Genomic DNA, 23,581 nt, shown 5'->3' with positions numbered 1-23,581 from the left:
CGGCTTATCAATGGAAGTCATCGACACATAGCGCAGCGAAAATCAAAAAAAAAGCCGCCCGTAGTATCGGGCGGCGTGCCGGGATGCTCCTATCCGGATCGGACCTCGATGGCCTGCATGGCACCCGGGAAATTCGTGCTGAAGGTCACTTGGTGAAGTGATGAACAAAGCCTTACACCAGCCACCGCGCCGGGCAACTGAAACTCCTTGTTAACCCTAACGGCCCGGCTCTGGCATGGAATTCGCAAGGTAGGAGTCGAAGGCAATGAATGCCTTTGTATTTGAAATGAAATGGGACACGGACGCATTATGCGCCAGAAGACAAGCATCGATATATTTACCTATTGGGAGCACATACGCGGCAACGCGGATGCCCCCTTGCGCAATTTGATACAGCCATCGGCGATCGGCCACATTCTTCCCGAGCTGTTCATCCTGGAAAACACGGCGGACGACAATCCCCGCTTCCGTCTGGCCGGTACGGCGATCTGCAACCTCATGGGGCGTGAGATTCGCGGCGAGGATTTCGCCGCGCTCTGGGCTGGCAGCCAGCAGGACGATCCGGTACACATTGCCGCCGGCGTGATGAAGCACGTGGTTCCCGCATCGATCCACGCGACGGGTTATTGCATCAGCGGCCGTAGCATGACCTTCGAGATGATATTGCTGCCGGTTCGCACATCGAGCGATACTTGCGACAGACTGCTTGGCTGTCTGACGCCTACCGTTTACACGACGTGGCTCGGTAACGAGCGCCTGGAATTTCTGGCACTTGATCGCAGCCGCCTACTTCGCGACCGCACTGCCCGGCTCGTGGATGCGCCGCCGCATCCAGATCCGACGGATCTTCTGCCGCATCAGGGAAGCACCAGCCTGGGCGAATGGATGCGTCGAAAGTTAATTCAAGCAAAAAATGGGCGCGAGAGAGCCGGAATTGACCCAGCTCGGAACAAAATCGGCGATCATCTCTAAGCTATGTCTCGGGAAAGACAACCTTACTTTAAGGAGTTGCGGCTAATAGTTGGAAGAGACGCAATAGGGTTCAAGACGCTTCCATGCACTCATTCCAGCCGGCCCATGCGACGCGGCCCAACCAAATGACAGGCAATGCTGTTCGCAATGATCAGCGGACCTTTCAACGGGTTCCGATCAATATGCAGGGTCGCCTGATGCTGGCTAATTACGAGGAATTCGAGTGCCTGGTCACCGAGATGTCGCCGGGTGACCTACATGTCACCTGCTTGGGACGTCCGCGCGCCGGCGAGCGTGTCATCGCCTACATCGATCACCTCGGCCGTGTCGAAGGCAATGTCGTTGCGGTCGATGGCCGCGGTTTCACCATGTCGATCAACGCGACCGAGCGGAAACGCGAAAAGCTTGCCGCGCAATTGACCTGGCTTGCCAATAAACACGAACTCGGCCTGCCGGAAGATCGCCGCCATGATCGTCTGACGCCGCGCAATACCCGCAGCGAACTCACGCTGGATGATGGCACGCAATATGTCTGCCGTATCATGGACTTGTCGCTATCTGGCGCAGCGGTCGACGTCGAAGTACGTCCCACGCTCGGAACGCCAGTGCGCCTTGGCAATATGCGCGGTCGCGTCGTGCGCCATTTCGTGGAAGGCGTGGCGATCGAGTTCCTTTCGCTACAGTCGCGCGAGACCTTGCGCGAATTTCTCTGATACTGTCATTGTCCTGTCACGCGGCATCGCGAAATAGCGACGCCTGTCTTTCTCCTCATTGCGTGACGGCACAATGCTTTATCCGGATACAACTCCTTTTGCCGAAGGCCTGCTTGAGGTCGGTGACGGCCAGCAGATCTATTGGATGCAATCGGGCAATCCCGAAGGTTGGCCTGTCGTTGTCCTGCACGGCGGGCCGGGGTCCGGGAGTTCTGCTGGAACGCGGCGCTATTTTGACCCGCACTATTACCGGATCATCCAGTTCGACCAGCGCGGCTGCGGCAAAAGCCTTCCGCATGCGTCGGAACCGGCGATCGATCTTTCGGCCAATACCACCTGGCACACAATTGCCGATATCGAGCTATTGCGATTGCGGCTCGGCGTGGAAAGTTGGATCGTATTCGGCAATTCCTGGGGCTGCACGCTTGCGCTTGCCTATGCCGAAACCCATCCGCAACGAGTTGAAGGCTTGCTCCTCGTTGGTATCACCATGACGAGACAATCGGAAATCGATTGGCTCTATCAAGGTCTCGGCCGTTTCTTTCCGGAGCAATGGGCTCGATTTCGGGTTGCCGTGCCGGAGCAGGAGCGCGATGGCGATCTGGTTTCAGCTTATTATCGCCTTCTGCTCGACCTCGATCCCGCAATCCATGTGAGGGCCGCCAGAGACTGGCACGAATGGGAGTCCGCCTCGATCCTGGTCGATCCGCGCGCAGCCCTTTCGCCGCGTTGGTCCGACCCGCGTTATCTCACGGCTCGCGCCCGGATCATCACACACTACTTCCATCACCTGGCCTGGCTCGAGGAGCGGCAGATCCTGCGCGACATCCACCGGCTTGCCGGCATCCCCTGCACGATGATCCAGGGCCGCATGGACCTCGAGGCGCCGCTCGTGACCGCCTGGGAATTGTCGCAGGCATGGCCGGGGGCGGAGCTGGTGGTCGTTGCGAACGCTGCCCACTCGCCTGAAGTCGCAGAGATGGCTGCCGCGATCATCCGCGCGACCGACGCTTTTCGCTGCGATATCCAGCAATAAAAATCAAAAATATTTTTTGAGCCGGCTTTCCCAAAATGGCACAGACCCGGTCGAAAACTGTCAATTTTGGTGTTTAGACACCACTTCGTCGCCACCGTTCTGCATCGTTCCGGGATACCTTCCGCCAGAACAGATATTCTGGCGTTAAGAAATCCGTTTCGGGGATTCCTTCCAACACAACGCAAGGCGTGATTTTGGCTCCTCGTATTCGATACCAAATTCATTCAAATTTTAGTCGAATTTACCGCGAACTTGAATCAAGTTTTCTGCGTGTTTTATGAGAATTTTCTCCAGATTTGATTCAACTAAGCCATTAATTTGACTGTGCAATTTTGCGTCAGATAAAATCACGCGTGTCATTCTGATCCCAATAAAAACAGGGACAGGGACATGAACTTTCAAATCGTACTTCGCGGCTTTGCCGCTCTGGCGCTTTTCACTTTTGGCTTCTTCGGTCTTGCTCAGGCAGCACCCGCCAACATGACGATCACCGGCGACGCTGCCCCTCCGATCGGTCACTATGAGTTCTGCAAGGAAAACCCGCGTGAATGCGCCTATTCCGGCGGTGACGCAGGCCCGATGATCCTCAACGAGGACAGCTGGAAGACGATCCTGAAGATCAATTACACGGTCAACACGACCATCAAGCCGATGACCGATATGGAACTTTACGGTGTCGAAGAGAAGTGGGCGATCCCGACCACCGCCGGCGACTGCGAAGATTTTGCGCTCCTGAAGCGCAAGCAACTCATCGATGCCGGCTTCTCGCCTTCCGATTTGCTCATGACCGTCGTGCTGCAGCCGAACGGCGAAGGCCATGCCGTGCTGACAGTTCGCACAGATCGTGGCGATTTCATTCTCGATAATATGCGCAACAAGGTGAAGCTCTGGTCCGAGACCGAATATACCTTCCTCAAGCGCCAGTCCGCCGATCACCCGGCCCGCTGGGTCAAGATCCAGGATGGTCGCGCCGTCGCGGTCGGCAGCTTGAAGTAAGCGCTCTTCACACAGGATCATCGGCGGCCTAGCGTCGATGGTCAAAGTCAGAGGCCCGGTCTCGTCCCCTGATTTCTGTCCAGGCCGGTGCCTCCGAGCCGTTCCCACTGTCCCGGGGAACGGCTCTTTTTCGTTTGGTGGCTGGCCTCAAGGCAAGCGCTGAAAATATCCCGGGAATTTAAGTGTGCCATTAGCATGGGTTGCGACTTATATTTAACCGTCGGTTAACTATCGTGGCGCCAATCATCATTTCCACCGAGACTCAAAAAAGTCAGACACCGCGAGGTTTTGCCATCAACGATGGCGATCGGAGCGGAAGGTAATGAAGGCAAGAGTATGGCTCCTCCTCTGTCACCCGCAGCAACAATGGTCGAAGAAAGACCGCTGATATCGAGCGGATTTGTCTATCGGCTCACGGCAGGTGTTGCCGTTCTGGCAGCCTTGACTGTCGCCATATCCGTCGGTGGACACTGGCTTGGTGAGAAAATTTCGCTTGCAGGCCACACAACCGATACCAAGCCTATCTCTGTTACGATCGGCGACGACACGATGCGTCTCGCCGCAAACACGATCCGCTTTCCGAGCGAGCGCGCGGACGGCACCGCCGAGCGCGTCGATCTCTATCTGACCTGGCCGCAGATGCAGGGCTACAGCGAATCCGATCGCATACGCTTCGACGATATCTCGCAATCATCCTCGCTGATCTTCCTGCAAATCAGCCAGAGCACGATGTCCCGTGACATGTCCGGCCGGCTCGGTCCGATCTATTCGCAGCTGATGGATGGGGCTGCCTATGCCGGCCCCTTCGGCCTGACGGCGCATCGGCTTCGCGCGGATGCCGGCTATAATGACGAAATCCTTTTGACGGCGCCGCGGACCGGCGAGACCGATTATGTCGTGCGCTGCCTCCTACCCTCTTCACCGACGCTGGCAACCAGTGGCGACTGTCAGAGAGACATCAAGGTCGGCAAGGATTTGAGCGTTCTCTACCGCTTTTCCAGCACTCAGTTGGGCGACTGGCGCGCCATGGATGCAGCTGTCCAGAACTTCGTCAAGACGCGCCTTGTGGATAACGTCGCGCCTGCGGCGACAGCCGTGGGCGGCCGCTAAAATGGCGCAGAAACATGAAACCAACTGTTCATCATAAACCGATTGGTAACGCTAAGCCTCTACTGTTGAACGGAATGGCCGTTCATGGAGGCGGCGGCCGGATAATCGAGAATGTAAATGCAAGCAGAGAGTGATTTAGTGTCCAGATCCATTCTTTCCGTTTCGTCATCTCAAACCGGTAGGATTCTGGCGAGAGCGCTTCTTGGTTTTTCGATCGCGACTGCGACGGTCACGGTGACTGTCATTGATGCGAGCGCGGCCGGTCCGAAATATGCCGGCATCGTCATCGACGCCAATACCGGCAACGTTCTCTACAGTGAAAATGCCGACACGCTGCACTACCCCGCCTCGCTGACCAAGATGATGACGGTCTATCTGACCTTCGAAGCGCTTGAAGCCGGGCGCATCACCCTCGATACTCCCGTTGTATTTTCGAGGAACGCCGCCGCTCAGGCGCCGACCAAGCTCGGTATTGGTGCCGGTCGCTCCGTGACCGTTCGCGAGGCAATCCTCGGCATCGTCACCAAATCTGCCAATGATGCCGCAATGGCGCTCGGCGAAATGCTTGGTGGCTCCGAAGAGGGCTTCGCCCGCATGATGAACGACAAGGCGCGGGCACTCGGCATGACGCGCACGACCTATCGCAACCCGAATGGCTTGCCGAATACCGCACAGATGACCACGGCTCGTGACCAGGCCCGCCTTGGCATCGCCTTGCGCGAGCATTTCCCGGAATATTACGGTTTCTTCTCCGAAACGAGCTTCCGGCTCGGCAACCGCACGATCCTTGGCCACAATCGCCTGGTTGGCTCCGTGCGCGGCGTCGATGGCATCAAGACCGGTTATACGCGTGCTGCCGGCTATAATCTCGCGACCTCTGTGAAAGTCGATGGTCGCTCCATCGTCGGCGTCGTCCTTGGCGGCGCTTCAACACCGGCTCGAGACAATCAGATGCGTAAGCTGATCGCCGACTATCTGCCTGCGGCATCGACGAAGCACATCGCTTCCAATGTGATCGCCCAGGTCCCGGCTGCGACGCCGAATGTGCAGGCAGCCAGCGCACGCATGGCGGATATCAGTCGCGCAAAGATCAAGAATGACGGAACGACCGAAGTCGCCGATTCCAGCCCATCCAGCGCGGCGGCTTTTGCGGCGGTGGCACCGCAGTCGAGTAATCCGTTGCTCGCCGCAAAGCCTGTCCAGCGTCCTGCCTATGATGAAGCAGCCTCCGCCGGATCCTCAGACGATGCCGATGAGGACGAGGTCGATACCGTAACGACCGCATCGACCTCCAAGAGTGATACGAAACTCGTCAAGCTGCAGCGGGCCGAGAAATCCGAAAAGGTTGCTAAGGCTGACAAAGCTGAGCGTGGGCCGACGGGCTGGGTTGTTCAGATCGGCATTTCCTCCAGCAAGGATGGCGCGACCGATCTGCTTGATACGGCAAAGAACAAGGGCGGGAAGGCCCTGCGTTCGGCCAAGCCCTATGCGGTCGCCTTCGATGGCGGTTACCGCGCCCGTTTTGGTGGTTTTGAAGATCAGAGCGAAGCAATGAATGCCTGCAAGGCGCTCAAGCGCGCCGGCGTGAAGTGCTGGGCAAGCATGGAATAGGAATGCGGCCGCGATCTTCGCGCCGCATGGTTTGTAGATTGGCCGGGCTTTGTGTCTCGCCCGGCTTTCCGGTCCCGAATGTCAAACGGGCCGGCCCTGATTTGGTAACGTGTACGGGGTTTTGAAATGGCAATGAACGAGAACTTTCCCGGTTTCTCGCTCGATAGCGGGGGCAAGATGAAACAGAAGAGCTTTGCTCTTCATCCGCTGCATGAAGCGGCGATGCGACTGGCGGACCTCGGTCTCAGCCGTTCGCGCTCGCGCAACAAGACGAAAGATCTGATCGGCATCCTGCTCTGCCACGGCGCACGCGCCTGGCGCTATTCGCAACCGGAAGCGCATATTCATCTGCACATCGCTGCGCCGACCGGCCGAGCTCCGATCATGATGCGGCTGCGCTGAGGCAGTTTTCGGAAAAATGCGTAGCGGTTTTCCATCTGGAGCCGCGTGAAAACAACAGGATAGAGCGGTTCAAAGCAGAGCCGCTCTGAGCAGACGCCCTACAGCAAACCGAGTTCGGAAAGCTCCCGCCGCAGATCGGCGGGCAATTCAGCCGCCGCGCCGAGACTGTCGAGGTCGCGGGGCACATCGTCTTGCGGCAGATAACGCCAGCCCTGAAATGGGCGCCGCGGCTGCCCGGTCGTTTCGATGACGCTCGGATCGAGAATGAGCCGGCAGCGATGAATACCTTCCGCGTCGGTGAAGGTCTCGATCCCGAGAAGCTTCTGCCTTGCCTGCACCTGCCCCTTGATCACCCAATAGAGCGAGCCGCCGTCCAGCAGCTCTTCCACCCGCTTCGGCACCATGCGTGTCGTATGGGTCGTATGAGGCTCCAGTCCGGCGGCAATGGCGTTCATCGCCCGCTCGGACACCCATTCGCGCAGGTCCTCCAATGAATCCGCGCCGACGCACAATTTGATGAGATGTAAAGCCATAGTGCCGTTGAAATCCTTTTGCCCGGCAGCGTCAAGCTTTTCGCTATCGACATCCACAGAGTGGGTAACATCCTCTGACAGCGCAAGAGGTGATTCTTTCGGAGGCGATTATGGGCAGCGCATCGGATTACCCACCAAACGAGTGGACGGCAGCGGATGATCCCGGCCAGTTCGGCTGGTCCAGCACTGCTCTCGCAAATGCCTACCGCTATGCGCAAACCATCGGATCGTCCGCGATCATGATCGTGCAAGATGGCCTGATTGTGAGTTCATGGGGTAAGATTGCCGATGTGACCGGCATCGCCTCGATGCGCAAAAGCCTGCTGAGCGCATTGATCGGCATGCATGAGATCGAGGGTACGATCGATCTGGCTATGACTCTCGCCGAACTGGATATCGATGATTGCGAACCGGCACTGACACCGAAAGAGAAGCAGGCGACGATCGCTGATCTTTTGATGTCGAGATCGGGGGTCTATCACGCCGCCGCCGATCAGGATCGGGCCCTCCTGCCGCCCCGAGGCGCCCATGTCGCCGGAGAACAATGGTTCTACAACAATTGGAGCTTCAATATTCTGGGGGTTATCCTCCAGCAACTGAGCGGCGTTCCGCTTGCTGACGATTTTTCCCACCGTATTGCAATCCCGCTCCAAATGCAGGATTTCCGGCCGGAACACTTCTATTTCAAGACGATACCTCAATCGATCCATCCAGCCTACAAGATCAGAATGTCCGCGCGTGACCTGGCATGCTTGGGCGTGCTCCTGGTGAATAGCGGCCGATGGCGTGATGCCCAGATCATTCCGGCGGAATGGATCAGCAGAAGCACCGTGCCTTATACGGATCTCGGGCGTGGTGCGGGTTTTGGCTATAGCTGGTGGATCGGACGATACGCATTGCAGCCGCCGACAGCCGCCGCCGAAATCGTCAAGGACAAGCCATTTTACTGGGCGTCCGGCATGGGAAACCAATATCTCATGGTGTTTCCGGACATAGCGACGGTCTTGGTTCACAGGGTCTGCGACGCCAATAACGGGCCAAGCAGTGCTCAAATCGAGCAGCTGCAAGTCATGCTTCTGGGAAGCCGCGTGGCCGGCGTCCCCGTCACTACTCCCATAAGCAAATGATCTTTGCCCAAGGTTGCGTTTCGACCCTGGGCAGCATCAGCATTCCACCACATTCACAGCAAGGCCACCCGTCGAGGTTTCCTTGTATTTCTCGCTCATGTCGTAACCCGTCTGACGCATGGTCTCGATACAGGCGTCGAGCGGCACGAAATGCTGGCCGTCACCCTTAATGGCGAGCGAGGCAGCCGTGACCGCCTTGACCGCGCCGAGCGCGTTTCGTTCGATGCACGGCACCTGAACGAGACCGGCGATCGGATCGCAGGTCATGCCGAGGTGATGCTCCAGCGCGATTTCGGCGGCATTTTCTATCTGCTCCGGCGTCGCGCCCATGACGGCGGCAAGTCCCGCTGCTGCCATCGCAGCCGCCGAACCCACCTCGCCCTGACAGCCGACTTCGGCGCCGGAAATCGAGGCATTGTGCTTGATGATGCCGCCAACGGCAGCAGCCGTCAGCAGGTAGTTGCGAATACCGTCCTGATCCCAATCCTCATGGAAATGCTGATAATAGCGGATCGTCGCCGGAATGACGCCGGCCGCACCATTGGTCGGCGCCGTCACGACGCGGCCGCCGGCCGCATTCTCTTCGTTGACGGCCATGGCGTAGACGCTGAGCCAATCGTTGGCGAGCACCGGATTGATGCGGTTGCTGCGCCATTCTTCCTGCAGCTTGTCGTGGATCGCCCGCGCACGTCGGCGCACCTTCAGCCCGCCGGGCATGATGCCATCGACTTTGAGGCCGCGATCGATGCAACTGCTCATGGCAGCCCAGATGCGGTCGAGGCCGGCATCCAGCTCCTCGGCACTCATATGCGTCTCTTCATTGGCGCGCTTCATCTGCGCGATGGAAAGGCCGGAACGCTCGGACATTTCCAGCATCTGCTTGGCGCTGGCGAAAGGAAACGGAACGCGCTCGCCTGCCGCGGCAGGCTTCTTCCGGTCGGCCTTCATCTGCTCCAGCTCGGTATCGGTGACAACGAAGCCGCCGCCGACGGAATAATAGATGCGCTTGACAAGCAGGCGATCGTCCTTGTCGAAGGCCGAGAAGCTCATGCCGTTGGCATGGCCTGGAAGAGGCACCTTCTTGTCGAAGATGAGGTCGGTCTTCGGCTGGAACTGATAGGCCGGATGCCCGGGCGGCGTGATGCGCCCGCTGCGCTCGACCTCGTCTATGATGCCGTCCATATGGTCGGGATCGACGCTATCGGGCCTTTCGCCCATCAGGCCGAGAATGACAGCCCTGCCCGTTCCATGGCCGATGCCCGTATGGGCGAGCGAGCCATGCAGGCTGACCTTGATCGACTCGACATGCACGTTCGAAGACGGGCGCGGCCATTCGTTCGAAAGCACGAGGTCGAGGAAGCGATTCGCGGCCGACATCGGCCCCATCGTGTGCGAGCTGGACGGTCCCACACCGATCTTGAACACATCGAAAACTGAAAGAAACATGGACTTTTGGTGCCTCCAGGCAAATCGATTTCCGGCAACGCTACGCTATCGGGGCAAGCTTGCACGGCGATTGGCCGACATCGGATTTCATGGCAGCGACATTACATATAGGCATTCGGGTAGGCAAACAGAAGGCCATTGCGCGCGGCACGCGCTGCGCTACAGTCCACATCGGATTGATCTGGAGAATCTCCCTTTATGACGACTGCCGACTATGTCGCCCTCGCCCTCTTCATCTTTCTCTGGGTCGCGCTGAACTGGATCGTCAGCAGCGCCAGCTTCTTCAATCGTACCAGCCTGACGCTGGCGATGAACGAGCGCCGACGGGAATGGATCTATAATTCGCTTCGCCGCGATCTGAAGATGATCGACACCCAGATCCTCTCAGGCTTGCAGAACGGCACCGGCTTCTTCGCCTCCACCTCCATCTTCGCCATCGGCAGCTGCTTTGCGCTGCTCGGCGCCACCGATAAGATCAATGCCTTCTTCTCCGACATGCCCTTCATCTTCAACGGCGGCCGTGCAGCCTTCGAAATCAAAGTGGCCGGGCTTGCCTGCCTCTTTGGCTATGCTTTCTTCAAATTCGGCTGGGCCTACCGGCTGTTCAACTATTGCACCATTCTCTTCGGCTCGCTGCCCATGCTGGAAGATGCCATCCGTGATCCCGTGCGCGCCGAACGCGCCGCCGAGCGCGTCATCCGCATGAACATCATCGCAGCCCGGAACTTCAACTCCGGCCTGCGCGCCATCTTCCTGTCGATCGGCTATCTCGGCTGGTTTCTGAGCCCATACGTTTTCATGGTCACGACCATGTTCATCATCATCGTGCTGGTCCGCCGGCAGTTTTTTTCCGATGCCCGTCTGGCCATTATGGATGGCGATGTGCCATGACATGCTCGCGCCGTCCCAAGCGGCGCTCGTGATTTGAGTTCATGCCTGGAAGGACCCGCCAATGGTCGCTATCGCCGAGAGTGCCGATGCACCGCAAAAGACGCCCCGCATCGGCATTCTGGACACGGCGCGCGGCATCGCGCTCCTGGCCATGGCAAGCTACCATTGCACCTGGGATTTCGAATTCTTCGGCTATCTCGATTCCGGCACGGCGGAAACGGGCTGGCTGAAGCTTTACGCCCGCGCGATCGCCAGCACCTTCCTGTTCCTGGCAGGCTTCAGCCTCGTGCTTGCCAATATGCCGGAGATTCGCTGGCGTTCCTACTGGCGGCGGCTGGGCATGATCGTCGCGGCGGCCGCTGCCATCTCGCTCGTCACCTTCATCGGCATGCGCGACGAATGGATATTCTTCGGTATCCTGCACAGCATCGCGGCGGCAAGTCTCATCGGACTTCTGTTCCTGCGCCTACCGGCATTCGCCACGCTTCTGATTGCTGCGCTGCTGGCGGTCGGCATCATCATCGACAATATCGTTGCGCCGCTGTCGCTGCATTCGACGTTTTTTGACGCGCCCTGGCTGTGGTGGATCGGTCTTTCGGAAAATATCCAACGGTCGAATGACTATGTGCCGCTTTTTCCATGGTTGACGCCATTCCTGTTCGGCCTCGGCGTGGCGCAATTGGCGACCTCTCTGGGCTGGCTGGAGCGCCTGGCCAAATTCGGCCCTGGCCACAATCTCGTCGCCCGCGCGGGCCGCCACAGCCTGATCTTCTATCTGGTCCACCAGCCGGTGCTGTTTGGTCTCGTCTATCTTCTGTCGCTGGTCGCTCCGGCTCCGCCGCAAGACCCGGCTGTCGGCTATATCAGGCAATGCGTGGCGTCCTGCACGCGGTCGGGCAGCGAAGCCATGTGCCGCAGCTTCTGCCAATGCACGCTCGACAAACTGCAGGCCCAGGACCTTTTCAAACCCCTCGAATCCGGGGCGATCAAAGCAGATAGCGATGAACGTGTAAGCCGAATCGCGATACAATGTACGGATGAAGCGCAATGACAGGGTTATTCGATGAATGCCTATCGTTCGAAGTCGCTGAGTTTTCCGTGGCCGCCGCTGCTCTATAGCCTCGCCATTGTCGCGGCGCTGTGCCTGCAGCGGTTGTATCCGTTGCCGTTGCCCTTTGTCTGGGCGCTTGTTTCATGGGTTATCGGCGCCCTTTTGACGGCCTTCGCGGTGACATTGAACGTCTGGGCCGTCAAGACGTTGCTGGAGCGCCGCACGACGGTACTGACCCAGCGTTGCAGCGCGCATCTGGTGACCACAGGCCCCTTCCGCCTTACCCGCAATCCGACTTATCTCGGCTATACGTTGCTGACCGCAGGAATGGGTCTGCTGATCGGCAATCTCTGGTTCCTGGCGACGGCTGCTTTGGCAGCGGCATTGACGACCTTGCTCGTCATCCGCTGCGAAGAGATGCATCTCCTCTCGCGCTTCGGCTGCGAATTCGAATTCTACTGCAAGCGCACGCGCCGCTGGCTTTGAAAGCGAAGGGATTGGAGGACGGCTGAAGGAATCGTTCCGGCGTTACCTACTGATTTCCAAAGAGAAAGAAGATCCGACCGATACTCGTTCTCGTGCGATAAACTAGATTGCTCATGACTGACCGACCGTCGCCGGCATAGAGTTCGAATTGGCGAGACCTGTCTCCACCGACGGCGCCTTCCAGCCTGGTGGACGTTTTTTCGTTTCGGAAGGAGCAGTCGGGTTTGCCGCACTGAACAGCGACCTCGCCAGATAGACGCTGCGTGGAGTCGATGGTCACGCTCACTTCAATCTGGGTCTTCTGATCGTCGATAAGCTGGCAGCGAGAATAAAGATGGCAGATCTGTTGGCCATAGGTCGCGTCCTTGCCGTCAAGCAAAAGGCCATAGGCGACTGGCACATCAGACTGTGCTGCGTCGGCGGCTGAACCGCAATTGGGGCTCGCCAGGATAGCGGCAGCGAGAATAGCAAAGACAGACGAGATTCTTGTTACCACGCCATGAAATCCCCCACGGAACGCTTCGCTTGTAGAAAGCGTTCTTGGGGGAACTATGGCTGAGAAATTGTCTGCTTAGCCGTGATTGAGATGTTCACGTCCCGACGCCGATTTCGGCGAGGCGCCCGAGACAGGCTTCCTCGACATTATCGAGTTCGCTCAGCGTATCGTCGATATCCTTACGCTTCTGGCGCAACTCGTCGCGCTTCTCATCGACGCGCTTCATCAGCAGCTTCAGCTGGCCGATTTCGCCCGGAGGCTCCTTGTAGACCTGAATGATCTCGCGAATCTCGGCGATGGTGAAGCCGATGCGACGGCCGCGCAGGATTTCCATGATGAGACGCCGGTCGGCCGGACGGAACAGGCGCGTGCGGCCTCTGCGCTCAGGGTGGATGAGACCCTCGTCCTCATAGAACCTCAAGGTCCGGGTCGAAACCCCGAATTCCCGAGTGAGCTCCGTTATGCTATAATATCCGTCGACCAAGAATCCGCCCCTATCTGCTTCCCACGATAATATTGACTTTTACGTAATAGTCAATTTTCATGGGTTCCAGTCAGCTCCGAACCCGCCAGCGCAGCGCAAAACTATAGGCTCGCAAGGCCTAAGGGGCGAAATTTCCAGTAAATTCGATAGTAATGGTCACAAAGATAGGTGACGCCCCAGCGACTCAATCCACGAATCGATGTGACAGACGTACGGAATGCTAGAATGCCGCGGTCGCACCCTCAATCATGGCAAACACCGTTTCGCTGGAAGGCCTCTGGCTTGCCCGACACCCCTGACTGACCCTTTTTGAAATCGATATAAAACAACTGGATAATGGAGAAGGCTCATCGGGAAGCGCAGCCATCTAGACGATAGCATCTCCGCCATCTTCGCTTATCCTGACCGCCTTCTACCTATGTCCTCCATCCGATAGAGAGTGCCGTGCCCGTCCGCCCCATCATCCGCTTTCCTGATCCGCTATTACGAGCCAACTGCACCGCCATCACGGCCTTCGACGACGATCTGCGAGCGCTCGTCAACGATCTGCTGGATACAATGCGGGCCGCGCCCGGCGTCGGCATCACCGGCCCGCATATCGGCGTCCTCAAGCGGGTCGTCGTGATCGAACTTGGTCGCGAGGATGGCGTGCGCACCTATATCAATCCGGAAATCCTATGGTCGTCGCCGGAGACCATGCGGCATATGGAGGGCAGCGTTTCCATGCCCGGAGCGACGGAGGAGATCGTCAGGCCGAAATCGATCCGCTTTCGCTATCAGGATGTCGCCGGCGAAACACATGAAGCGGAGGCGCACGACTTTCTGGCCATCTGCATCCAGCACGAGATCGACCAGCTGGACGGCATTTTCTGGCTCCAGCGGCTTTCCAAGCTCAAGCGCGACCGGCTTGTCAAAAAATGGGAGAAGATGCGGGATTGAAATCTGCAAACGAAAACGGGCGCCCGAAAGCGCCCGTCCTGTCATCGCTAAACTCGGCAATCAGCCCTTGAGCTTGGTGTTGCAGAGGCTGTAGTAGCCGCCGCCCTTCTGGATCCACTTCAGACCGCCGAGCGCATTCTTGGCCTTTGCGGCATTGTAGGCGTCAACGCAGGTGTGGAAACGGCCCTTGCCGGGCGTCTCGCTGGCATACTTGGCGTCGACCTTTGCCGGGAAGGTTACGCCTGCCGGAGCAGCCGTCGTCGGCTTTGCCGGTTCTGCTGCCGGCGGCTTGGTGGCGTCGGGCTCGCTGGCATCGACCTTGGCTGCCGCAGTCGTCTTCGTCGTCTTGGGAGGCGTCGTAGCCGCTGGCGCGGTGGTTGCGGGAGCGGTGGTCGTCGTAGTGGCGCTGGCATCGGCGCTGCACTGCGTTGCGCGGAAGTCATTCCACTTCTGGCCGTTCAACGTACCAGCGGTTTTGGCAGCCTGATATTTGGCGCTGCACTCTTTCATGGTTAGCGCAGAAGCCGAAGAAGCGAGGCCCATCGAGCCTACAACTGTGAGAGACGCAAGAGACATCAACAGAATGGCACGACTTGTCATTGGCATTTCCTCCGCTCTATGACGAATGTCGAAACTATTAATCGTATCGTCCATATCGATTGTCAATCGACGCGCGATCTGGGGGCGACGGAAGACACCATATGCGGACGAACATGAACGCAAACTGTACAAAAATAGCCATCAAAAAGAGTGGCTTGGCAAGAATGACAATCTTTGATGGCGGTTCGCCGGTGCGCTGAGCTCAGCCGGAAGTAGAAGAGGCCACAGCCCCGATCTGAAACATTGGCAGGCTTGATTCTGCTATTCGCAGGTCAGCGATGCGCTTGGGCTGCAATAACACTCGTAACGGGAAGCCGGACAGGTTGCTGTTGCAAGGCTGAAATCCTGACAATTGCATTGGACATGAAACTGTTGATCTGCCGTCGCCGATGTCGCGCTATAGATTGAAAAGCCGGTGCCGATATCGGCCGGGCGAGACCCGACGCTGAAGGAATAGGTCGAAGCGGTGCTTTGCTGCGAGTTATCCTGCTGGGCCAACGCCGTGAGAGGAAGGCAGAATGTACCGCAAACCGCAATCAACAGTCTTGAAGCCGACTTGACCATATCTCGTCCACACCCTCCTTCTTATTGGCACATCAGATAGGCGTGCGGAACGCAGGTGCATGCGTAAGACTGGGTCGGGCACGTCATGTCCTGCAACGTCCGATCGTCGCAATTGCACGTTACGAAATAGGACGAGTTGTTCGGCATCTTCAGAATGCTCGAGGTGGAATAGCCGCTGCCAAGATCCGCGCGCCGATAGCTGAAGCTCGAAGCCGAATTCTGGGCATTCTGGTTGTTACCAGTGGTCTGCGCCATGACCGGCAGAGCAGACACGACAAAGAGAAACAATGCCTTGCAGCCTGTCTTCCAATAACGGGTTGCGCCAACAACGGCTCTCATATGCTTACTCCATCCTGCAATTTGTTTGGGAATGAATTCTAGTTTCGGAATGTTTCTTCCGTTTCTCCGTCTGTTGCGGAACCTTTCTCGTCCGCAATTTCTAGCCATGAGATGCACCGAACGTCGCAGGCGCCTTGCCTTGGCATGATGGTGGGGAACCATCGGGATTTTCGTCCGTCTCTTAACTGACGATAATACCACCACGGCGCGGAGCGAAAAAGTCATTAGGACCCTATCAAAGAACCGCTGGCGATCACTGTTTCGCGAGGAATAAGAGCGATTGCGGAGCGGATGCAACCTATCATGAACTTCAGATCTTGAAGTGCAGTCGCGTCGCCCTAGCTTCCCTAGTGCAGTTCCCCTCTCTGTGCCCTGGATGCTCTCCCTTCCAGGGCATTTTTCTTTCGGGGCACTTTTCCTGGCGAGCGAGGTGCAGTGGATGGACCATTGCACCAAATGATTCGCCACGGCTCCTAAATGGGCGTACGCTATCTTTACCGTTGGCTACCGAATCCGTAGGCGCCGGCGGCTGAGAGAGACAACGCGCTCTCGCCTGCGAAGGTCAAGGAGTTTCCCGCATGACCTCGCATGACAATCATGACAATATACTGAGCGATCAGAAACTGCATGATCTTCTCAAGGCAGAAGACAGGATAGACCTTTTGGAGAAATCGAAACGGTGCACTCCGGATGAGTTGGAAGTGCCCGTAGCAGAGGACGCAGAAGGCGCTCCCTTGTGAGCCGCTTGTGAGCCGCAGCAGTTTTTCGCGGTCAATCGGACAGGTCGTTTGACCTGTCCCGCTTTGCATTGAAATTCAACGTAACATCCGTGATCGTCTTCTTCACGCGATCACCGATCGGCTTCACGCGTCATTGACCGTTTCGCCGAAAACTTGCTCGAACGCGTCACGAAGGCGGATATCGACATCCGCCATCATCACCGGCAAGCCAAGATCGACAAGGCTGGTGACGCCATAGGCCGAGATTCCGCAAGGAATAATACCGGTGAAATGTCCGAGATCGGGATCGACGTTCAGCGAGAGACCGTGAAATGTCACCCATTTGCGCACGCGGATGCCAAGCGCTGCGATCTTGTCCTCGGCCACGGTACCATCGGGCAGAATCGGCTTTTCTGGGCGCCTGACCCATACGCCGACCCGATCTTCACGCCTCTCGCCGCGTACATTCATCGATTCGAGCGTGCGAATGATGACCTCTTCGAGCGCGCCCACGAAGGCGCGGATATCCTGCCGCCGACACTTGAGATCCAGCATGACATAGGCCACGCGCTGACCTGGCCCGTGATAGGTATATTCGCCACCGCGTCCGGTGGCAAAGACCGGAAATCGATCCGGCTCGATCAGATCGGCGGCATTGGCGCTGGTGCCTGCGGTATAGAGTGGCGGATGTTCGACCAGCCAGACGAGTTCCGACGCCTGCCCCTCGGCAATCGCGGCCACTTCCGCCTCCATGGTGGCGACTGCCTCTTCATATGGCACGAGGTGATCGCTGATCCGCCAGCGGACGGGCGGCGTGCCTTGGGCGGGAAACATTTGATGAGAAAGTTCTGTGCGAAGCATATGGCAGTCCTTTGCGCGCCGCGCCGACCGCATATGTGGAAAACCTGCGTGCCGGCGAGATGTCCACATATGGCGCCATTCGGGCGGGAATTCAAACATCTAAGGCGTTTCCGCCATATCCGGACGGGCGTGATCGGAGGAGCTGTGAAGGAATTTAAAAAAACTGACATATCGCTCTTGTGCCCCCCGAATGCTTTTGCTACATGCAGCCGCGCCGGAGCAATCCGGCCTACCACGATGCGGTCGTGGCGGAATTGGTAGACGCGCAGCGTTGAGGTCGCTGTGGGGCAACCCGTGGAAGTTCGAGTCTTCTCGACCGCACCAAGAACCCGGCTTTGGCCGGGTTTTTTGTTTTTAGCCCTTGGCGAAACCACAAAGGTCTGCGCCTTGCATCAATTTGGGCGCTCGCGTTGCAGCCCTCCAAACGGATCTTCAGTTTTGGGTCCAGAATTTGGAAAACTGCTCGTACCAAGGGTGACCCGATCATCTACAGGCGGCAGATCGCGCTCCGTGACTGAGGAGCGCGGGCTAAGTCACCGCTGAGCACGCGGCATCGCGCGCCAGGAAGTCGGCGAGCTCGTTGCCTGCTGCTCCTGAATGCCCCTTGCACCATTCCACAACCACATTCGGATGCTGTTCAAGCAGGCGGTCGAGTTGTTGCCAGATCTCCATGTCGTGGATCCGCCGGCGTCGCGTGTGCGGGTTCGGAGTAATCCGCTTCCAGCCGTTGGTGCGCCAGATTGCCCTCCACCGACAGCAGCCTTCTATGACGTGGGCGGCGTCCGTCCAGAGCGTGGCCGGCTGTGCCGGAGTCTAGGCGGCGATCCAGGCCATTGCGTTTAGAACGGCGAGGACTTCGAACGTGTTGTTCGATGTGCCGGCCCCCTTGCCACAACCGGCATATAGCTGTCGGTCGCCTTGATAGACCACGAACGCCCATCCTCCGGAGCGGGAGGCGGCGTTGAAGGAGCCGTCGGTGTAGATGTGAAGCGAGTCGGTCATGCGGAGAACATAACATCAACAGGGAAGTGGCTAGGGGAGAGTTCCAGGGCTTTCGCGAACGGGTTCCTTCGCTTAGAGGCCGCTCTCGCTTTCTCGCGGATAACGACGATGGAATCCGGTCTCCGATTTGGGGCGATGTAAATGCCCTGCCCGTCTATCAGGATGATGCGGCGGGAAATGAAGGCAGCGGACGACGGTGACGAAAACGCGCGTCGTGTTCCATTCGATGCGTCGCACCATGATAGATTTCCATGGATGTTTTCAGGCGCGCGGCGTGTAAGCTGGCAATCATTGAAAACCTTGGAGGTGGCTCATGCCCCGTTTCCTTGCCGTTTACACTATGAAGCCCGAAGATCTCGCGTCTTTTCGAAGCCTACCCAAAGCCGAGCAGGATGCTGTCGATGCTATCGGCATCGCACAGTGGGCTGCGTGGGAAGAAAGAAACGCTGCCTCTATCCTTGATCGTGGCGGCATGGTGGGAAAGACGACTCGCATCACCAGGAACGGCGTCGCCGACGCGGTCAATCCATTCTGCGGCTACCTGGTGGTCGAGGCTGAAACCGCAGATGCTGCCGCAAGGCTTTTCCAGGACCACCCCCATATTACCGTCTTTCCCGGCGACGGCGTCGATATCATGCCCTTTTTAACCTGACTTCGTTGATGGACCTTTCCACCATAACGATGGGGTAGCAGCCGTGGGAGCGAAGCGGCTTCATCCAAAACGGGAGAAGCGAAAATAATCAAAGCGGAGGCTGAAATCCAAGCGAATTCGCCTTCCTCGCCCTTGATGGCAAAAGCGGCCGGATTTTCATGCTCACTTGACTTCGCGCTCCTCTCTGGCACCGTGAAATTTCCTGAGACGTTGGAGGATGCATGACGCCAGAACGCTTTTCCGAATGCCTTTTGCATATCCGCTGGACGCCGATCAATCTGGCGAGCGCCCTGCAATGCGACCTCTCATGGGTGGAGGCGATGGAGGCTGGGAATGCCGAGGTGCCGGTTGGATTGGCAACCTGGCTGGAAACTCTCGCCCAATGCCATGAGCAGGCCGGCGTTCCCACGACCTATCGCGGACGTGGGCACGACTGAAGCTAGCGGAGGTAAGTCCGGAAAACGAATGACAGTTCGAAACAGCGGATAACTCATTCCAACGGAGGGATTGGAGATGAATGATGATTTTCGCTTGAAGCTTATCAAAATCAGAGGCGAAAAGATCGCCCATCGTAACGAACTGCTGGCGATGAAGATGCAGAATGCAAATACAAAAGGGGCTAGCCAGGATATCGACCTTGACGGCATGATCGCCCGCGAGCAGCTCGCGATCGACAACCTCGACGATACGATTGCCCGCCTCAGCTAGAAATGACCAGCACCGCGCTCAATGCGCCACGTCCTTGCTGAGATTGCGCAGCTTGATCTGATGGTCGAGGCGTTCGAGCTGGCTTGTCGTTGTCTCGATCAGCCGGCCGATTTCCTGATAGGCCGTTCGCAACCGCGAAAGCTCATTCCTGACGGCTTCCAGGGCGCGCTCGTCGTTGTCCTCTCCAGGTCCGTCACCCGATCCGGTCATCAGCCACGCCGGAGAAACATCGAAAAGAGCCGACATCTTGATCAGCGCGGAAGCATTGGGCTCGGCACGATCGGATTCCCACGCGAGCATGGTCTCCTCGCTGACGCCAAGTTGTCGGGCCAGTGTTTCGAGACTGATTCCCGCAGCGTCGCGCGCCATGGACAAACGCCCACCTAGCGTATCGCCGCCTTCATCCGAAAAAACGGTCGTCTCTTGTTCTGGTTTGAACATCGGTGCGATCCCTTTCCTGGTCGCGCCAGCTATTTTGTGCCGCGCATTCATGTTTTAGCTGTTTCCAAAGCTCCAGATAGGTCTAAGGGCGTCATCTCGCCATTGCGATCTGTCCCAATTGGAAAAGTGCGACATTTTCCGATGACAGTTGCCGATACTTGCAACCACTCCTGATCGCGCCTTGATTGCATGCCTGTCCTGTGTTTGATGTTCGTGCATGTCCGTTTCTCCCGCCATCCCCACGCAGCAAAATCCGCTTAGAGGCATGACGATCATGGCAAGCGCCATGATCCTGCTGCCAACGATGGATGCGATCGCCAAATACATGGCGAGCTTCGAAGGCATGTCGCCCGGCCAGGTGACCTTCTATCGCTTCTTCTTTCAGCTTGTCTGCATGCTGCCGATGCTGGCGACCATGGCCGGACGGTCGGCCTTTTCGGCAAAGCGCCCCTGGATGAACCTGCTGCGCGGCGCGCTGCACGGCGCTGCCAGCCTGCTATTCTTCGCGGCGGTCAAATACATGCCGCTTGCCGATGTTTTCGCGATCTACTTCGTCGAACCCTTCATGCTGACGGCACTTTCGGCGCTGTTTCTCGGAGACAAGGTCGGCTGGAGGCGCTGGCTGGCGATCGTCATCGGTTTTGTCGGAGCGATGATCGTCATCCAGCCGAGTTTTGAGATTTTCGGCCTGAAGGCGCTGCTGCCTGTTGCCTGCGCCTTCCTCTTTGCGCTCTACCTGTTCATGAACCGGGCGGTCGGCGAGGCGGATTCGCCGATGACGATGCAGGTCATGGCCGGCGTTGGCGGCACGCTGTTCATGTCGGTCACCCTGTTGGCCGGGGCATCCGCTGGCATCGCTGATTTCGAACCTTCCCTGCCCGCCTCTGCCCTCGGCCTCGTGCTTCTGCTGATTCTGGGCTCGATATCGGGCTATGCGCATATGCTCGTCGTCAGAGCCTTCCGGCTGGCGCCGCTCTCGCTGCTTGCACCGTTTCAATATTTCGAGATCATTTCCGCCACCGTCCTCGGCTACGCGATCTTCGGCGATTTTCCCAATCTTTCCAAATGGATCGGCATCGCCATCATCGTCAGCTCCGGCCTCTTCATCATCTGGCGAGAGCGCGTTCAGTCGAGATTGGAAAAAACCGCGTGAGCGCAAATATCTTGCACATGGACCGACAGCACAATTTGTGGCTAAAACACTGAGACAGCAGAAGTATTGGGCGGAGATTGCATGTTCAAGAAAATCCTGATCGCCAATCGCGGCGAGATCGCCTGCCGCGTCATCAAGACCGCACGCCGTATGGGCATCCTCACGGTCGCCGTCTACTCCGATGCCGATCGGGATGCTCTGCATGTCGAAATGGCCGATGAATCAGTCCATATCGGCCCAGCCCCTGCTTCCGAAAGCTATCTCGTCGCCGACAAGATCATCGCCGCCTGTAAAGAGACCGGCGCCGAGGCGGTTCATCCGGGTTACGGCTTCCTCTCTGAGCGCGCCTCCTTCTGCGCGGCACTGGAAAAGGAAGGCATCGTTTTCATCGGTCCGAAGCCGAAGGCGATCGAGGCCATGGGCGATAAGATCGAATCGAAGAAATTCGCCAATGCCGCCAAGGTTTCCACTGTTCCAGGCTACCTCGGCATCATCGATGACGCGGATCATGCAGAGAGAATTGCAGGCGAAATCGGTTATCCCGTCATGATCAAGGCGTCCGCCGGCGGTGGCGGCAAGGGCATGCGCATCGCCTGGAGCAAGGACGAAGTGCGCGACGGCTTCGAGCGCGCCCGTTCGGAGGCGAAAAGCTCCTTCGGCGACGACCGCGTCTTCATCGAGAAATTCGTCGTAGACCCCCGGCACATCGAGATACAGGTTCTGGCCGATGCTCATGGCAATGTCGTCTATCTCGGCGAGCGCGAATGCTCCATCCAGCGCCGGAACCAGAAGGTCGTGGAAGAAGCGCCCTCACCGTTCCTCGACGAAGCGACGCGGAAGGCGATGGGCGAGCAGTCGGTGGCGCTGGCCAAGGCCGTCGACTATCAAAGCGCCGGCACGGTCGAATTCATCGTCGACCGTGACAGGAATTTCTACTTCCTCGAAATGAACACCCGCCTGCAGGTCGAGCACCCGGTGACGGAGCTTGTAACGGCCATCGATCTCGTCGAGCAGATGATCCGCGTCGCCGCCGGCGAAAAATTGCCGCTCAAGCAGGCAGATATTAGGCTCAATGGCTGGGCGATCGAAAGCCGCCTCTATGCGGAAGATCCCTATCGCAACTTCCTGCCTTCGATCGGTCGCCTGACGCGCTATCGCCCGCCGCGCGAAGGCCGAACGGAGAAATCGGTCGTCCGCAACGACACCGGTGTCTTCGAAGGTGCCGAGATCTCGATGTATTACGATCCGATGATCGCCAAGCTCTGCACTTGGGCGCCGACGAGGCTTGAGGCGATCGAAGCCATGGGCGAAGCTTTGGACGGCTTCGTTGTCGACGGCATCGAGCACAACATGCCGTTCCTCTCTGCGCTGATGAAGCATCCGCGCTGGCGCGAAGGCCGCCTCTCCACCGGCTTCATTGCCGAGGAATATCCCGACGGTTTCGCGCCGGTGACGCCGGACGAAGACCAAACCGCTTTACTGTCTGCAATCGCCCTTTCCTGCAGCCTGATCGAATCCAACCGCCGCGAACGCTATGGCGACCGGCTGCGTCCAGCCGCCGCGCCGCTGCGGGATAGCTGGGTCGTCAAGCTCGGTGCCAACTATTTGCCTGTGACGCTGCTTGAAAGCGTCGTGACCATTCCCTTCGAAACGGACATGCAGATCGGCGGCAAGACCGTGACTGTCGCAAGCGATTGGCGTCCCGGCGATTCCGTATGGGTCGGCACCATCGGCGACCGCAAGCTGACGGCCCAGATCCGCACCGTGCTCAATGGCCTGCGCATCGATTGGCAAGGTATTTCCGTCCGGGCCAAGGTGTTCACGCCGCGTCAGGCCGAACTCGACAAGCTTATGCCGGTCAAACTGCCGCCGGATACGTCGAAACTGCTGCTCTGCCCCATGCCCGGCCTGGTCGTCGCCATAGCCGTTGCCGAGGGGCAGGAAGTCAAGGCAGGTGAGACGCTGGCGATCGTCGAAGCGATGAAGATGGAAAATGTCCTGCGCGCCGAACGCGATCTGGTCATCGGCAAGATCAATGCCGGACCGGGCGAAAGCCTCGCCGTCGATGCCGTCATCATGGAATTCGCGTGATCCAATCAGAGCATCCGGGTAAATTCCGGAAAACTGCGCGGCGGTTGTTCGGCTAAAACCTGACGATTGCGACGCTAAGTGTCTGATTTTGGCTTGAGCCGCGATGCGCGGCCATGGCAATGTCGCGCGGACCAAATCACAGCAGGAAGGGATGAGAT

25 protein-coding genes, 1 tRNA gene and 1 pseudogene are annotated in these 23,581 nt (G+C 58.1%); 18 read left to right on the top strand and 9 right to left on the bottom strand.

Annotated elements, in window-relative coordinates:
* Positions 1-309: 309 nt before the first annotated feature.
* The 7 genes from AC13Q5_RS00135 (at position 310) to AC13Q5_RS00105 (ending at position 6,840) form a co-directional block, all read left to right on the top strand.
* Positions 310-972, top strand: coding sequence for a PAS domain-containing protein (locus AC13Q5_RS00135; protein WP_244558012.1), 663 nt, complete (start codon positions 310-312; stop codon positions 970-972).
* 83 nt (positions 973-1,055) lie between these two features.
* Positions 1,056-1,685 carry a PilZ domain-containing protein gene (locus tag AC13Q5_RS00130; RefSeq protein WP_075856922.1) on the top strand — a complete coding sequence of 210 codons (630 nt, stop codon included), beginning with the start codon at positions 1,056-1,058 and terminating at the stop codon, positions 1,683-1,685.
* A 73-nt stretch (positions 1,686-1,758) separates the two neighbouring features.
* Positions 1,759-2,721 carry a prolyl aminopeptidase gene (pip, locus tag AC13Q5_RS00125; RefSeq protein WP_488500532.1) on the top strand — a complete coding sequence of 321 codons (963 nt, stop codon included), beginning with the start codon at positions 1,759-1,761 and terminating at the stop codon, positions 2,719-2,721.
* Between the two features lie 390 nt (positions 2,722-3,111).
* Complete coding sequence (locus AC13Q5_RS00120; protein WP_457880765.1) at positions 3,112-3,717, top strand: transglutaminase-like cysteine peptidase; 606 nt, start codon at positions 3,112-3,114, stop codon at positions 3,715-3,717.
* Positions 3,718-4,083: 366 nt separating this feature from the next.
* Positions 4,084-4,827: a hypothetical protein gene (locus AC13Q5_RS00115; protein ID WP_488500531.1), complete on the top strand. Its 744-nt coding sequence runs from the start codon at positions 4,084-4,086 to the stop codon at positions 4,825-4,827.
* A 117-nt stretch (positions 4,828-4,944) separates the two neighbouring features.
* Entirely contained in the window at positions 4,945-6,438 is a 1,494-nt protein-coding gene (locus AC13Q5_RS00110; protein ID WP_075856918.1) for a D-alanyl-D-alanine carboxypeptidase, read from the top strand.
* A 126-nt stretch (positions 6,439-6,564) separates the two neighbouring features.
* Positions 6,565-6,840 carry a hypothetical protein gene (locus AC13Q5_RS00105; protein WP_488500530.1) on the top strand — a complete coding sequence of 92 codons (276 nt, stop codon included), beginning with the start codon at positions 6,565-6,567 and terminating at the stop codon, positions 6,838-6,840.
* A 98-nt stretch (positions 6,841-6,938) separates the two neighbouring features.
* Here AC13Q5_RS00105 and AC13Q5_RS00100 read toward each other — a convergent pair whose 3' ends face one another.
* Positions 6,939-7,373 carry a DUF1489 family protein gene (locus tag AC13Q5_RS00100; RefSeq protein ID WP_075856982.1) on the bottom strand — a complete coding sequence of 145 codons (435 nt, stop codon included), beginning with the start codon at positions 7,371-7,373 and terminating at the stop codon, positions 6,939-6,941.
* 110 nt (positions 7,374-7,483) lie between these two features.
* On the opposite strand from AC13Q5_RS00100, the gene AC13Q5_RS00095 reads away from it, so the two are divergent.
* Positions 7,484-8,500, top strand: coding sequence for a serine hydrolase domain-containing protein (locus AC13Q5_RS00095; protein WP_488500529.1), 1,017 nt, complete (start codon positions 7,484-7,486; stop codon positions 8,498-8,500).
* A 36-nt stretch (positions 8,501-8,536) separates the two neighbouring features.
* Here AC13Q5_RS00095 and AC13Q5_RS00090 read toward each other — a convergent pair whose 3' ends face one another.
* Positions 8,537-9,946 (bottom strand): L-serine ammonia-lyase, encoded by a 1,410-nt coding sequence (locus AC13Q5_RS00090; protein WP_488500528.1) that lies wholly within the window; start codon positions 9,944-9,946, stop codon positions 8,537-8,539.
* Positions 9,947-10,144: 198 nt separating this feature from the next.
* Here AC13Q5_RS00090 and AC13Q5_RS00085 point away from each other — a divergent pair, with 198 nt between their 5' ends.
* The 3 genes from AC13Q5_RS00085 (at position 10,145) to AC13Q5_RS00075 (ending at position 12,374) form a co-directional block, all read left to right on the top strand.
* Positions 10,145-10,837 (top strand): DUF599 domain-containing protein, encoded by a 693-nt coding sequence (locus tag AC13Q5_RS00085; RefSeq protein ID WP_457880760.1) that lies wholly within the window; start codon positions 10,145-10,147, stop codon positions 10,835-10,837.
* 61 nt (positions 10,838-10,898) lie between these two features.
* On the top strand, positions 10,899-11,888 hold the full coding sequence (locus AC13Q5_RS00080; RefSeq protein WP_488500527.1) for a heparan-alpha-glucosaminide N-acetyltransferase: 990 nt from the start codon (positions 10,899-10,901) through the stop codon (positions 11,886-11,888).
* A 12-nt stretch (positions 11,889-11,900) separates the two neighbouring features.
* Positions 11,901-12,374, top strand: a complete 474-nt coding sequence (locus AC13Q5_RS00075; protein ID WP_075856912.1) for a methyltransferase family protein — start codon at positions 11,901-11,903, stop codon at positions 12,372-12,374.
* A 46-nt stretch (positions 12,375-12,420) separates the two neighbouring features.
* Here the strand turns inward: AC13Q5_RS00075 and AC13Q5_RS00070 are convergent, their stop codons facing one another.
* The gene (locus AC13Q5_RS00070; RefSeq protein WP_488500526.1) at positions 12,421-12,870 is read right to left on the bottom strand and encodes a hypothetical protein; all 450 of its coding nucleotides are present in this window, start codon (positions 12,868-12,870) and stop codon (positions 12,421-12,423) included.
* A gap of 94 nt (positions 12,871-12,964) precedes the next feature.
* Entirely contained in the window at positions 12,965-13,354 is a 390-nt protein-coding gene (locus tag AC13Q5_RS00065) for a MerR family transcriptional regulator (RefSeq protein ID WP_069612249.1), read from the bottom strand.
* Between the two features lie 444 nt (positions 13,355-13,798).
* Between AC13Q5_RS00065 and AC13Q5_RS00060 the strand changes: the two genes are divergently transcribed.
* The gene (locus AC13Q5_RS00060) at positions 13,799-14,293 is read left to right on the top strand and encodes a peptide deformylase (RefSeq protein WP_075856910.1); all 495 of its coding nucleotides are present in this window, start codon (positions 13,799-13,801) and stop codon (positions 14,291-14,293) included.
* A 60-nt stretch (positions 14,294-14,353) separates the two neighbouring features.
* Here AC13Q5_RS00060 and AC13Q5_RS00055 read toward each other — a convergent pair whose 3' ends face one another.
* The 3 genes from AC13Q5_RS00055 to lipB form a co-directional block, all read right to left on the bottom strand.
* A complete protein-coding gene (locus AC13Q5_RS00055; RefSeq protein ID WP_488500525.1) occupies positions 14,354-14,893 on the bottom strand; it encodes a hypothetical protein in 540 nt (179 codons plus the stop codon).
* Between the two features lie 585 nt (positions 14,894-15,478).
* The gene (locus tag AC13Q5_RS00050; RefSeq protein ID WP_075856907.1) at positions 15,479-15,796 is read right to left on the bottom strand and encodes a hypothetical protein; all 318 of its coding nucleotides are present in this window, start codon (positions 15,794-15,796) and stop codon (positions 15,479-15,481) included.
* An 863-nt stretch (positions 15,797-16,659) separates the two neighbouring features.
* Positions 16,660-17,376: a lipoyl(octanoyl) transferase LipB gene (gene lipB, locus AC13Q5_RS00045; RefSeq protein ID WP_488500524.1), complete on the bottom strand. Its 717-nt coding sequence runs from the start codon at positions 17,374-17,376 to the stop codon at positions 16,660-16,662.
* A gap of 239 nt (positions 17,377-17,615) precedes the next feature.
* On the opposite strand from lipB, the gene AC13Q5_RS00040 reads away from it, so the two are divergent.
* Positions 17,616-17,700: transfer RNA gene (locus tag AC13Q5_RS00040), tRNA-Leu, on the top strand.
* 204 nt (positions 17,701-17,904) lie between these two features.
* Here the strand turns inward: AC13Q5_RS00040 and AC13Q5_RS00035 are convergent.
* A pseudogene (locus AC13Q5_RS00035) lies at positions 17,905-18,378 on the bottom strand (ribonuclease H family protein).
* 313 nt (positions 18,379-18,691) lie between these two features.
* Here AC13Q5_RS00035 and AC13Q5_RS00030 point away from each other — a divergent pair.
* The 3 genes from AC13Q5_RS00030 to AC13Q5_RS00020 all read left to right on the top strand — a co-directional run bounded on the left by AC13Q5_RS00030 (position 18,692) and on the right by AC13Q5_RS00020 (position 19,738).
* The gene (locus AC13Q5_RS00030) at positions 18,692-19,030 is read left to right on the top strand and encodes a hypothetical protein (RefSeq protein ID WP_075856903.1); all 339 of its coding nucleotides are present in this window, start codon (positions 18,692-18,694) and stop codon (positions 19,028-19,030) included.
* Between the two features lie 221 nt (positions 19,031-19,251).
* Positions 19,252-19,467, top strand: coding sequence for a hypothetical protein (locus AC13Q5_RS00025; RefSeq protein ID WP_488500523.1), 216 nt, complete (start codon positions 19,252-19,254; stop codon positions 19,465-19,467).
* Positions 19,468-19,543: 76 nt separating this feature from the next.
* Positions 19,544-19,738 carry a hypothetical protein gene (locus AC13Q5_RS00020; protein ID WP_488500522.1) on the top strand — a complete coding sequence of 65 codons (195 nt, stop codon included), beginning with the start codon at positions 19,544-19,546 and terminating at the stop codon, positions 19,736-19,738.
* Positions 19,739-19,756: 18 nt separating this feature from the next.
* Here the strand turns inward: AC13Q5_RS00020 and AC13Q5_RS00015 are convergent, their stop codons facing one another.
* A complete protein-coding gene (locus AC13Q5_RS00015; protein ID WP_488500521.1) occupies positions 19,757-20,179 on the bottom strand; it encodes a helix-turn-helix domain-containing protein in 423 nt (140 codons plus the stop codon).
* Positions 20,180-20,396: 217 nt separating this feature from the next.
* Between AC13Q5_RS00015 and AC13Q5_RS00010 the strand changes: the two genes are divergently transcribed.
* Together AC13Q5_RS00010 and AC13Q5_RS00005 are read left to right on the top strand one after the other, a co-directional pair.
* The gene (locus AC13Q5_RS00010; RefSeq protein WP_075856899.1) at positions 20,397-21,332 is read left to right on the top strand and encodes a DMT family transporter; all 936 of its coding nucleotides are present in this window, start codon (positions 20,397-20,399) and stop codon (positions 21,330-21,332) included.
* Between the two features lie 81 nt (positions 21,333-21,413).
* Positions 21,414-23,423 carry an acetyl-CoA carboxylase biotin carboxylase subunit gene (locus AC13Q5_RS00005; RefSeq protein WP_488500520.1) on the top strand — a complete coding sequence of 670 codons (2,010 nt, stop codon included), beginning with the start codon at positions 21,414-21,416 and terminating at the stop codon, positions 23,421-23,423.
* Positions 23,424-23,581 lie beyond the last annotated feature (158 nt).

Source organism: Martinezella sp. CNPSo 3964 (genome assembly GCF_057784375.1).
This window is presented reverse-complemented; position numbering and strand designations above follow the sequence as displayed.